The organism is Raoultella sp. T31 (assembly GCF_002806725.1).
GTDB classification, from domain to species: Bacteria; Pseudomonadota; Gammaproteobacteria; order Enterobacterales; family Enterobacteriaceae; genus Klebsiella; species Klebsiella electrica.
Map to the genome: position 1 here is coordinate 71,832 of NZ_PIBO01000020.1, position 12,304 is coordinate 84,135.

Sequence of the window (12,304 nt, forward strand, 5' to 3'; positions counted from 1 at the left end):
ATAATAATTTTTTTATTGATAAACAAGCACTCATTCACAAGTTTGTGAATGAGTGCTTATACATTTTTAAATATCACATTAAGCATTCTGTTTCGCCATAATACGTAGCGCCTCTCGAACTTCCTCATAAACTGGCAGCGCCGTACCTGGTGTATCTAATGTCGCAATAACTACATAAGGAACCTTGAGATTTTTAATTCCAGCTCGACCGTAACAATTAATTCTGATAGCCAACCGATCTCCCTCGGTAAAGGCTGAAGCGCGATTTCCCTTGCGAACGTCGTGAAACACTGTGCCATTTTTCAGATGTGAAGGATAATAATCAAATTCATCAAGATTAATATCACCATAAGCTGGACTTGCCCAGAGTTGAGCCCCGCGGTAATCTTTATGTCCATGATTCACTGGCGAGAACCAAACTACTGTTACTACCAGGCGACGATTAATAGTTTTCGCGGCAAGACTTGGTGGGAGTGGGAAAAAATAATCTTGAGCAGTCTCAGCCTCGATAACGTTTGAATAAATAAGTGTTGCTTGATTGTCAGCACAAAAGTGAATTCGGCTTTCGTTTACCTGGCCAAATCCTAGATACTGATTAAGATCAGATTTAAATGTTCTGCTACCGTTCACATCTAAATGGTGACTAATTACTCTGCTCGAGAGAGTATTATGTTCAGCACCATGGATCATCATTGCCTTTAAAATCAGGGCATCAGATGCTTTCGAAAGTGCTTCCTTGTATCCGAACGCTTTCATTTCCTGGAGCGTGTCATGCAGCATCGCAAGTCTCCTGGTCGCTAGCGCTGCTGCGTTACTTGTGCCCGCCGTGAAACCACACTGATTAAGTGCCCCCTCAGCTCCAGGCATAGCTGATTTCAGTCCCGGTCCAAAACGAAATGTTTTGGAAACATCAAGCCTGACCGGATCGCGCGATGTGTTCGTTTTATTCACATAAGTTTGACGCCCCCCAGGCATATGCACCTCAGGTTTGATCGACTTTCGCCTTCCTAACGCAATGGTATTAATCGGTGAAAACATTCCATGAGTTGAAAATACATCAACATGTCTTGGTGGAATATTGCCAGTAAAGCCATCATGATGCGATGCACCGACGGTTAACGCATTTATTGATTCAGCAGGTGAAAGCAAACGACGCAACGGACGTTGAACCGCGATTGCTTTAAGAGCATGCTCTTCCAGTTCTGTAGGGGTGAGATTAGAGAAATCATCCCCAGCGACATTATCCAGAATTAAAGGCATACTCGAATTTCCTGCACTAACGACGAACAATACCTGATATTCAACAGACAACCAGTCCAACATTCTCGCCCATGGACTCATCTGGGCATCGTACATACGGCAAGGATCTCCAATAGATAGGTTAATAATGGAGACGTCTGGAGATGTGGGCGGCTGACCGTTTTCTCCTTTTTTCATTCTGACAACGGCGCGATGGATCAGATCAGCGGGAAGATATTGAGTAGGAATTTGCTCCCTCACACTACCATCGAAACTGATACTCCCGGGAATCATGATTGGTCTGACATGAATACGCCTAGAAAGAGGCGGTTCGATCTGATTCGAAAGATCACCATGGACAATCAGAGATGCCATCGATGTACCGTGATTCTGATAGGACGGCGAGGTGTAAAGAGATTCGAAATCATCCGGATCGTCAATTTCTAGCCTACCTCTGAGGGCCGAGTGGTTTTCAAGTGGTAGACCATCGAGTAAAGCGACAATTGGACTCGCATAGGGATCGGGGAGATTCTGACCGACCAGCGTCGATATCTCGTCCCCAGTCTGAACATTTTCTTCAATAATGGGAAAAGCGCATTGGCCTAGTGGCCTAAAAAACATTACATCATCGCAGCGCATCAGTTCCAGAGCTTCGCCCCCATATAGGAGTATCTCCTGAACCTTACTGACAGGGAGATTACCGATAAGTGCGTGATAGCTGATACCTTTATACTTGCATCCACCGATAATGGTGCCACCTGCACGAGATATTAAACCTCTTATGCGTGACTCCGCTTTAGACTGCTCCTCAGGAGACGACCGATACCAAAGTTCAATTTCGAAAGGAACGGGATCATCATATCCAGCAGTCGCATCCTCAACACGTCCCTGCCAGTCTTCTAAGACGAAAGTAGCAGCTAGCCTGTCTCGGGTATCCCAGAAACGAATATCTGTAAGTCGGTCAAAGACGGCCTTCAGCGCACCAAATCCCCATTCTACTTTCCTATTTTTCTGGTATTCGCGCCACAGTGCCAAGAGACGACTGAGCCCAGCCTGGCTGCTCATTGTCAGATAAGCGTTTCTGGAAGCAGGTCTACGGGTTCCATTGCTTAACGTGTAATAATCTTCACTATCAAAAGATTTTTCAAGTAATGCGGAGGAAAGATATTCAAAACCCTTAACTCGGGTAAGTGCGGTAGCGAGGCCTTCTATTTCGCCGACGACTTCCAGCACAAGTACTTTTTCAGGAAGAAAGCCGTCAGCGGTTTCAGCAAGTTCGATATATTCTGCAAAATTACGCTCAAGCCTTTCGACTTTTGGAAAAACTCGTGCAGCCTGGATATCTATATTCGGAAACTGAATCGATGAACGATTAGGCGTCAGATCGTCCCTCTTTAAAACTGGTTTTGGCGGGGTGAATATTAAGAGAGGATTCTGCGCCATTTCACTTTCCTTATTAGTGAATTAATCTTTTTGCCGATATCGCTCCGACCAGTGCTTAAGGCAGTGAGCGGAAATTTCCTTCAGTTTTTTTTCGCTTGCGGGGAGACCAAGCACGTATTTACGTTGCACATCGAGAGCAAATTCTTCTAACTCGGCGAAGCTAAGACCAGACAGCTTTCTGGCAAGTGTCGAAGGGGCAAGGCCGAGAGAATGACCCACGCGTTTCTCAAACTCTTCAAACCATTTCGTCGCCATACTCTGTGTTGGAGACGGCAAAGTTATCTGTAACTGAAATCTGCGCCAGATGGCCTTATCGAGCATTGCTTCATGGTTCGTTGCCCCTACAAACACAACATGGCTAGGTAGTAGGTCAATATGTTTAAGCAGGGAATTCACTACACGCTTCATTTCACCGTTGTCATTAACATCTTCGCGCTCTTTACCTATGGCGTCAAATTCGTCAAAAAATAGCACGCAGCGCTGAGTTTTAACAAATTCAAATAACTTGTCTATTTGCTGTGCTGTTTCTCCAAGATAGCGGTTAATTATTCCTTCGTACTTAACCGTAAAGAAAGGAAGCGAGAGATGGTTGGCCAGCGCTTCGGCAATTGAAGTTTTGCCGTTTCCTGGAGGCCCAGATAACAATAGTTTATGACGCGGTTCCAGATTATACGACCGCAACAGATCGCGACGCGCATGCTCTTCTATCAACTCCATAAACTGCGTAGTCACGGTTTCAGGGATGATCAAATCATCCAGAATTTTACGCGGTTGGATTTCATAAAAGGCATTCTGGAGATCAGAATCGTAGGTATAACGGCGCGCCTCACCAGAGCCTGTACTAGTAAGAATATTTTTCAGCTTATCGGCAAGCTGATATTGATGGCGTGCTGTTGCTTCTGCAGCGATCGCTTCTGCAGTTATTTTGAAACGCGGAAGGTCACCCTTCATCCCAGTCTCAACTAAACTTAGCACTAAGTCGGCTCTGGCCATTTTTTACCTCATCTTACTACAGAGTGTAGTTTATCAAGCCAGTAGTACACGGCAAACACATATCTACATCGAAGATGATCTCCCCTCTACCAGACCTCATCGTAAAGACAGAATCTGTCTACTGATATGGGATTAAGTCATGGGATTAAGTCTAGGAAGTAAAACATCTTTTCCATTTGAGACCGATTAATCACCGTTTCGCTTCCTAAAATCAAACGGACTAACCTCTTTCTCCCGATTTGCATCCAGAAAATCAGCCCACCACTGCAACATTAGCCTCCTCTCCCCCAGATGCTCAGCCTTGTGGATGTAAGCCGCCCGAACAGAGTTGCGTTCCTGGTGACTCATCTGCCGCTCCACTGCATCCCTCGACCACAATCCTGACTCAATCAGAGAACTACACGCCATCGTCCTGAAACCATGCCCACACACTTCCGTTTTCGTGTCATAACCCATCACTCTCAGCGCCTTGTTCACCGTGTTCTCACTCATAGGCTTACGCGGATCGTGATCGCCAACGAAGATCAGCTCTCGATTTCCATTCATGCTTTTGATCTTTTCCAAAATAGTTAAGGCCTGACGCGACAAGGGAACAAGATGAGGTGTCCGCATCTTTGAACCACGCTGAGAATGTTTAACGCCTTCCAGCGGTTCACGCTCACCTGGAATCGTCCACATGGCCGTTTCAAAATCAACTTCAGTCCAGCGGGCAAACCGTAGCTCGCTTGAACGAATGAAAACCAACAACGTGAGTTCGACAGCCAGTCGGGTTAACGGTCTGCCAGAGTAGTGATCGATGCGGTGAAGTAATTCAGGTATGCGATTGAGTTCCAGAGCGGCACGATGCTGTCTTTTCGACGTAGCAACCGCACCAGCAATCTCTTGCGCGGGATTGTAGTCGATTAAGCCGCTCTGAACGGCAAAGCGCATAATCGCGGTAGTTCGTTGCTGTAAACGAGCGGCGACTTCGAGCCGCCCGGATGACTCTACTGCTTTAATGGGTACAAGCAGATCCCGTGTCTTCAGTTCCGCAATGTTCCGCTTACCAATGGCAGCAAAGAGGTTATCCTCCAAGCTCTTCAATACACGAGCGCTATGCGATGCCGACCATTTTTGATTACTGGCGTGCCATTCTCTGGCAACCAGTTCAAATGTTATTGCCTCTTGCTCCTGCTCTACCTTAACGGCTTTCTTGTTCTCACTGGGATCGACGCTGTTTGCTAACAGCTTACGGGCTTCATCCCGGCGTGCCCTGGCATCCGCCAACGATACTTCGGGGTATTTCCCCAACGCTAGCATCTTCTCTTTGCCGCCGAAGCGATAACGAAGCCGCCAATATTTGGAACCGTTAGGGTGAACCAGCAAAACCATGCCTTCACCGTCAGTTAGTTTATAGGCTTTTGCTTCAGGCTTAGCTGAACGAACCTTCACATCACTCAGAGCCATGATGAGTATCCTTTCAAGGGTTCTGTGTGGGTACAAACTTTATCGAACCGGGATATACCCGCAGTTGTACCCGCATCAGTAAGTTGATGTAGATTGAATCAGGTTGACTTAGGTTGAGTGAAAAAGCGAGGAAAGCCTTGCGGATACTGGATTTCAGGCACAAAAAAAGACGTCTGTTGACGTCTATTGATGTTCCGATGGTGCCGAAGGCCGGACTCGAACCGGCACGTATTTCTACGGTTGATTTTGAATCAACTGCGTCTACCGATTTCGCCACTTCGGCACTGAAGGGATACGGAAACGTTGTGGATTATACCTGTCGATGGCCGCCATGCAAGCAGCAGCGTGTCTACGCCGCGCTAAGTGTCGAAAAAAACAGCGCCAGGCCCCCTCTGGACCGTCTCAGGTCACATTTTCCTCCTCTGTTGCCCGGCAAAACTCCCTGCGCGACCGCCTCCCCCTCCCCTTCCATTGCCCGTCTGTCTGCCTCATTCTGCCAGGCATCGCCCTGCCTCATGCTCTACACTGTCTGTCTATCTCCGCCAAACCAAGGAAATCGTGATGAGCACAATTAAAAGCTACGCCGCCAAAGAAGCGGGCGCCGATCTGTCGCTGTGGGAGTACGACGCGGGCGAACTGCTGCCGCAGGATGTCGAAGTGCAGGTCGAATACTGCGGCATCTGCCACTCCGACCTGTCGATGATCGACAACGAATGGGGCATGTCGAGCTATCCGCTGGTTGCCGGCCACGAAGTGATTGGCCGCGTAGCGGCGCTGGGCAGCGCGGCGCAGGATAAAGGGCTGAAAGTCGGCCAGAAGGTTGGCATCGGCTGGACGGCGCGCAGCTGCGGGCACTGCGACGCCTGCATCGGCGGCAACCAGATCAACTGCCTCGAAGGCTCGGTGCCAACCATCATCAACCGCGGCGGCTTCGCCGATAAACTGCGCGCCGACTGGCAATGGGTGATCCCGCTGCCGGAAAGCATCGATATCGAATCCGCTGGCCCGATGCTGTGCGGCGGGATCACCGTCTTTAAACCGCTGCTGATGCATCGCGTCACCGCCACCAGCCGCGTGGGCGTCATCGGTATCGGCGGCCTCGGCCATATCGCCATTAAACTGCTGCGCGCCATGGGCGCCGAAGTCACCGCCTTCAGCTCCAACCCGGCGAAAGAGCAGGAAGTGCTGGCAATGGGCGCCGATCGGGTGGTGAACAGCCGCGATCCAGAAGCCTTAAAAGCACTGGCCGGCCAGTTCGATCTGATCATCAACACCGTGGCGGTGGATCTCGAATGGCAGCCGTACTTCGAAGCGCTGGCTTACGGCGGCAACTTCCATACCGTCGGCGCGGTGATGAAGCCGCTGCAGGTCCCCGCCTTTACCCTGATTGGCGGCGACCGCAGTATCTCCGGTTCGGCCACCGGCAACCCGTCCGAGCTGCGCAAGCTGATGAAGTTCGCCGGACGCAGCAAAGTGGCCCCGACCACCGAGCTGTTCCCGATGTCGCAAATCAACGACGCGCTGAAACACGTGCGCGAGGGTAAAGCCCGCTATCGCGTGGTGCTGAAAGCCGACTTCTAACGCCACCTTCTCCGCCGGGCGGCCCGTCTGCCCGGCCTGTTCCCTCATCCGGCGCCCGCTGAGGTTCATTAAACGGTCATCTCCCCGCCATCTCCTTGCAGTCATTCGTTCTCACAATCCTGGCTTCCATAAACACCTGAACGAGACGTCTGCCACCATGAGAAAAACCTGGCTCCCCTGGCTGATACTGTCACCCTCCCTGCTGTTTTTACTGCTGTTTACCTGGTTCCCGCTGGGCCGTTCGGTGTACGACAGCCTGTTCGATACCCGCATGGCCAGCGACAACGCGCCGTTCGTCGGGCTGGATAACTTCGTCCGCCTGTTTGCCGATAACGTCTTCTGGCAGTCGCTGCTCAACAACCTGCTCTACATCCTGCTGACGGTAGTCCCCGGCGTGACGCTGGCCCTGCTGCTGGCGGTGGCGCTGAGCGAAAACCACCGCGTCAACCGCTGGCTGCGCACCGCCTTCTTCTTCCCGATGATTATCCCGATGGTCAGTGCCGCCGCGCTGTGGCTGTTTATCTTTATGCCCGGCCTCGGCCTGCTCGACCACTATCTGGCGAAGCTGTTCGGGCCGATGAACAACAACTGGCTGGGACGCAACAATACCGCGCTGCTGGCGCTGGCGCTGATTGGCGTGTGGAAGTTCGCTGGCTACTACATGCTGTTTTTCCTCGCCGGGTTACAGAGCATCCCGGCTTCAACGCGCGAAGCGGCGATTATGGAAGGGGCCACCCGCAGCCAGGTGTTCTTTAAGGTCACGCTGCCGCTGCTGCGCCCGACCCTGAGCTTCGTGGTTACCACGGCGCTGATCTACTCCATCACCCAGATTGACCACGTGGCGGTGATGACCCGCGGCGGGCCGGATAACGCCACCACCGTGCTGCTCTACTACATCCAGAATCTGGCGTGGGATACCCACGACCTCGGCAAAGCCTCCGCCGCCACCTTCCTGACGCTGGCCGGGCTGTTCGCCTTCTCGCTGCTTAACCTCAAACTGCTGGAGAAAGGAGCCCACTATGAGCGCTGAAGCCACTCCGCTGGTTGTTCGTTCGCAGAGCGCGTCGCATCCGCTGTGGCTGCGTCTGCGCCGTTCGCAGCCGTTCACCCTCACCGTGCTGATGTGCTGCCTGGCGCTGCTGTGGGTCAGTCCGTTTATCTGGATGCTGGCGGCCTCGTTTAGCGCCACCACCTTCGGCGAAGATATGGCCTCGCTACTGCCGCGTCTGCCGCTGACGCTGGATAACTTCCGCGACGCCTGGGCCAGCGCAGACTGGCTGAGCCTGTACGCCAACACCCTTATCTTCACCTTCGGCACCTTCTTCGTGCAGCTGTTGACCATCACCACCGCCGGGTACGTCTTCGCCTGCCACGAGTTCCGCGGCAAGCAGACGCTGTTCCTGCTGTTCCTCGTTCAGTTGATGATCATGCCGGTAGTGATGATGGTGCCGAACATGCTGACCCTGAAGACCTTCGGCCTGCTCAACACCCTTACCGGGGTGATGATGCCCTATTTCACCTCGGCGTTCGGCGTGTTCCTGATGCGCCAGGCGTTCCTCGCCATCCCCAAAGAGCTGGAAGAAGCCGCGCTGATGGAGGGCTGCCGCTGGTGGCAGGTGCTGTTCCGCGTGCTGCTGCCGATGTCGTGGCCGTCGGTGCTGGCCTTCGCCACCGTCAGCATTACCTACCACTGGAACGAGTATCTGTGGCCGCTGATGATGCTCAACGATCCCGATAAACAGGTGCTGACCGTGGGGCTGGTCTCCTTCGCCATGGGCGCCGAATCCGGCGGCCAGTGGGGCACCATCGGCGCCGGGACCCTGATGGTCTGTCTGCCGCTGATGTTGGCGTTCATCCTTTTCCAGAAACAGTTCCTGCGAAGCTTCGGCTTCTCCGGGATCAAATAAGGAGTTATCTATGCTGTTAGCCCAGATTTCCGATACCCATTTCCGCAGCCACGGGCAGAAGCTGTACGGGTTTATCGACGTTAACGCCGCCAATGCCGACGTGGTCTCCCAGCTCAACGCCCTGCAGGAGCGCCCGGACGCGGTGGTGGTCAGCGGCGATATCGTCAACTGCGGCCGCCCGCAGGAGTACGAGGTTGCCCGCCAGATCCTCGGCAACCTGAACTATCCGCTGTATCTGATCCCCGGCAATCACGACGATAAAACCCTGTTTCTCGAATATCTGCACCCGCTGTGCCCGCAGCTCGGCAACGACCCGCAGAATATGCACTACGCGGTGGACGACTTCGCCACCCGCCTGCTGTTTATCGACTCCAGCCGCGCCGGTACCTCCAGCGGCTGGCTGACGGACGAGACCATCAAATGGCTGGAAGCGCAGCTGTTCGACGGCGGCGACAAGCCAACGACGGTGTTTATGCACCACCCGCCGCTGCCGCTGGGCAACGCGCAGATGGACCCCATCGCCTGTGAAAACGGCCATCGCCTGCTGGCGCTGGTGGAGCGTTTCCCGTCGCTGACGCGCATCTTCTGCGGCCATAACCACAGCCTGACCCTGACCCAGTATCGCCAGGCGATCATCTCCACCGTGCCGGGAACCGTCCATCAGGTCCCCTATTGCCACGAAGATACCCGCCCGTACTACGACCTGTCGCCAGCGTCATGCCTGATGCATCGCCAGGTCGGTGAGCAGTGGGTCAGCTATCAGCACTCGCTGGCGCACTATGCCGGGCCGTGGCTGTACGACGAAAAAATCAGTTGTCCAACGGAAGAGCGTTAATCCTCATGCTTAGTTTGCAAAACATCAGTAAACGTTTCGACGGTAAACCGGCCCTCGACGCCCTCTCGCTCGATATTCATGAAGGCGAGTTCGTGGTGCTGGTCGGCCCCTCCGGCTGCGGCAAAAGCACCCTGCTGCGCCTGCTGGCCGGGCTGGAGCCGGTGAGCGAAGGGGAGATCTGGCTGCACGACGAGAACATCACCGCCCAGTCGCCGCGCGAGCGCAACTTCGCGATGATCTTCCAGAACTACGCCCTGTTCCCGCACCTGTCGGTGCAGGACAACATCACCTTCGGCATGAAGGTGCGAAAAGAAGATAAGGCCAGCTGGCAGCCGCGGGTCGATAAAGTGGCGCAGATGCTACAGCTGGAAACGCTGCTGGACCGCAAGCCGGCGAAACTCTCCGGCGGCCAGCGCCAGCGGGTGGCGATGGCCCGCGCCATCGTGCGCAACCCGCGCCTGTTCCTGATGGACGAACCGCTCTCCAACCTCGACGCGCGCCTGCGCAGCGAAGTGCGCGACAGCATTATGGACCTCCACCAGCAGCTGAAAACCAGCACCGTCTACGTCACCCACGATCAGACCGAGGCGATGTCGATGGCCGACCGCATCGTGGTGATGAACGGCGGCCACGTCCAGCAGGTCGGGCGGCCGGAGTACCTCTACGCCCACCCGGCCAACCTGTTTGTCGCCGGGTTTATCGGCTCGCCGTCGATGAATCTGCTGTCGCTGCCCTGCGCCGACGGCGAGGTACAGCTTAGCGAACTGCGCCATCCGCTGCCGCCGCGCTACCGCGACGAGTCCCGGGTCTGGTTCGGCATTCGTCCGGAACATATCAGCGATCGCGTGGAGGAGGCCCATCTGCGCCTGCCCGCCACCGTCCTGCAACGAGAACTGATGGGAGCCGATTACCTGCTCCACGTCAGCACCCCCATCGGCACCCTGCGTTTTAGCCGCCGCCATCGCGGCGCGGTGCCGGAAAAAGGCGACACGCTGACCCTCGGCTTCTCGCCTGCCGATATTCATCTTTTTCATGCTGAGCAACAGCACAATTTACTCCAGGAGATTGACCATGCTTAAAACCCTGACAGCCGTCGGGCTTTCCCTCGCCCTCTGCGGCACGGCGCTGGCGAAAGAGAAGATCGATTTCATGTTTCCGGCGCCGGTAGACGGCAAGCTGACCATGGAGATGACCCGCGTCATCAAAGCCTTCAACGATTCGCAGCAGGATGTCGAAGTGCGCGGGATCTTCACCGGCAACTACGACACCACCAAGATCAAAGCGGAATCGGCGCAGAAGGCCGGACAGCCGCCGGCATTGGTTATCATGTCCGCCAACTTCACCACCGATCTGGCGCTGAAGGATGAGATCCTGCCGATGGACGATCTGTTCCAGTATGGCGATCAAAAGGCGGGCGATTTCCTGGTGAAAGAGTTCTGGCCGGCGATGCAGAAAAATGCCCAGGTGATGGGCACCACCTATGCGATCCCGTTCCATAACTCAACGCCGATCCTCTATTACAACAAAACGCTGTTCGATCAGGCCGGGATCAAACAGCCGCCGCAGACCTGGGCCGAGCTGCTGGCGGATGCTAAAAAGCTGACCGACGAGAGCAAAGGTCAGTGGGGGATCATGCTGCCGTCGACCAACGATGACTACGGCGGCTGGATCTTCTCGGCGCTGGTGCGCGCCAACGGCGGGAAATACTTTAACGAAGATTATCCGGGTGAAGTTTATTACAACGCGCCGACCACCATCGGGGCCCTGCGTTTCTGGCAGGATCTGATCTACAAAGACAAAGTGATGCCTTCCGGCGTGCTCAACTCGAAGCAGATCAGCGCCAGCTTCTTCTCCGGCAAGGTGGGGATGGCGATGCTCAGCACCGGGGCGCTGGGCTTTATGCGCGAGAACAGCAAAGACTTTGAGCTCGGGGTGGCGATGCTGCCGGCAAAAGAGCAGCGCGCGGTGCCGATCGGTGGCGCCAGCCTGGTGAGCTTTAAAGGCATTAACGACGCGCAGAAGAAAGCGGCGTATCAGTTCCTGACGTATCTGGTCAGCCCGCAGGTCAACGGCGCCTGGAGCCGCTTCACCGGCTACTTCTCACCACGCAAAGCCGCCTACGATACGCCGGAGATGAAAGAGTATCTGGCAAAAGATCCGCGTGCGGCGATTGCCCTGGAGCAGCTGAAGTACGCCCATCCGTGGTACTCCACCTGGGAGACCGTCGCCGTGCGTAAAGCGATGGAGAACCAGCTGGCGGCGGTAGTCAACGACGCCAAAGTGACGCCGGAAGCGGCGGTGCAAACCGCGCAGAAGGAAGCCGATGCGTTGATGAAACCCTACGTCGACAAAACCGCTCTCGCCGAAGTGAAGTAAACCCTCTCTTGCCACCATCCGAGGATTCCCACCACCGGGGGCCCCACCGCGGCCCGAAAATTCCCCCGGTCGCGCTGCGCTTACCGGGCTACATGAGACAGGTAGCCCGGATAAGGCGCTGACGCCGCCATCCGGGGCTCCCACCACCGGGGGCCCCACCGCATCCGAAAATATCCCCCGGTGGCGCTGCGCTTACCGGGGCGACATGAGACGGGTAGCCCGGATAAGGCGCTCGCGCCGCCATCCGGGGCTCCCACCACCGGGGGCCCCACCGCATCCGAAAATATCCCCCGGTGGCGCTGCGCTTACCGGGGCTACATGGAGGGTAGCCCGGATAAGGCGCTCGCGCCGCTATCCGGGGGGGCCCACCATCCGGGGGTTCCCGCCACTGGGGAGCCCGCCGCGCCCGGAAATTCCCCCGGTCGCGCTGCGCTTACCGGGGCGACATGAGACGGGTAGCCCGGATAAGGCGCTCGCGCCGCCA

At 55.2% G+C, this 12,304-nt stretch carries 9 protein-coding genes and 1 tRNA gene; 6 read left to right on the plus strand and 4 right to left on the minus strand.

Annotation, left to right across the window (positions count from 1 at the left end; genetic code table 11):
* Positions 1–78 precede the first annotated feature (78 nt).
* The 4 genes from CWM52_RS15020 to CWM52_RS15035 form a co-directional block, all read right to left on the minus strand.
* A complete protein-coding gene (locus CWM52_RS15020) occupies positions 79–2,682 on the minus strand; it encodes a S8 family peptidase (RefSeq protein ID WP_049267268.1) in 2,604 nt (867 codons plus the stop codon).
* A 21-nt stretch (positions 2,683–2,703) separates the two neighbouring features.
* Positions 2,704–3,675 (minus strand): AAA family ATPase, encoded by a 972-nt coding sequence (locus CWM52_RS15025; RefSeq protein ID WP_049267269.1) that lies wholly within the window; start codon positions 3,673–3,675, stop codon positions 2,704–2,706.
* Positions 3,676–3,861: 186 nt separating this feature from the next.
* On the minus strand, positions 3,862–5,121 hold the full coding sequence (locus tag CWM52_RS15030) for a tyrosine-type recombinase/integrase (protein WP_100684830.1): 1,260 nt from the start codon (positions 5,119–5,121) through the stop codon (positions 3,862–3,864).
* A gap of 198 nt (positions 5,122–5,319) precedes the next feature.
* Positions 5,320–5,404: transfer RNA gene (locus tag CWM52_RS15035), tRNA-Leu, on the minus strand.
* 278 nt (positions 5,405–5,682) lie between these two features.
* On the opposite strand from CWM52_RS15035, the gene ahr reads away from it, so the two are divergent.
* From ahr to CWM52_RS15065, 6 genes are all read left to right on the plus strand, one after another.
* The gene (ahr, locus tag CWM52_RS15040) at positions 5,683–6,702 is read left to right on the plus strand and encodes an NADPH-dependent aldehyde reductase Ahr (protein ID WP_100684831.1); all 1,020 of its coding nucleotides are present in this window, start codon (positions 5,683–5,685) and stop codon (positions 6,700–6,702) included.
* A gap of 157 nt (positions 6,703–6,859) precedes the next feature.
* Positions 6,860–7,732, plus strand: coding sequence for a carbohydrate ABC transporter permease (locus tag CWM52_RS15045; protein WP_100684832.1), 873 nt, complete (start codon positions 6,860–6,862; stop codon positions 7,730–7,732).
* Entirely contained in the window at positions 7,722–8,609 is an 888-nt protein-coding gene (locus tag CWM52_RS15050) for a carbohydrate ABC transporter permease (protein ID WP_100684833.1), read from the plus strand. The genes CWM52_RS15045 and CWM52_RS15050 overlap by 11 nt, the downstream gene beginning before the upstream one ends.
* A gap of 10 nt (positions 8,610–8,619) precedes the next feature.
* Entirely contained in the window at positions 8,620–9,444 is an 825-nt protein-coding gene (locus CWM52_RS15055; protein ID WP_100684834.1) for a phosphodiesterase, read from the plus strand.
* A gap of 5 nt (positions 9,445–9,449) precedes the next feature.
* Positions 9,450–10,523 (plus strand): ABC transporter ATP-binding protein, encoded by a 1,074-nt coding sequence (locus tag CWM52_RS15060; protein ID WP_100684835.1) that lies wholly within the window; start codon positions 9,450–9,452, stop codon positions 10,521–10,523.
* On the plus strand, positions 10,516–11,820 hold the full coding sequence (locus CWM52_RS15065; protein WP_100684836.1) for an ABC transporter substrate-binding protein: 1,305 nt from the start codon (positions 10,516–10,518) through the stop codon (positions 11,818–11,820). The genes CWM52_RS15060 and CWM52_RS15065 overlap by 8 nt, the downstream gene beginning before the upstream one ends.
* The last annotated feature ends 484 nt before the right edge of the window (positions 11,821–12,304 follow it).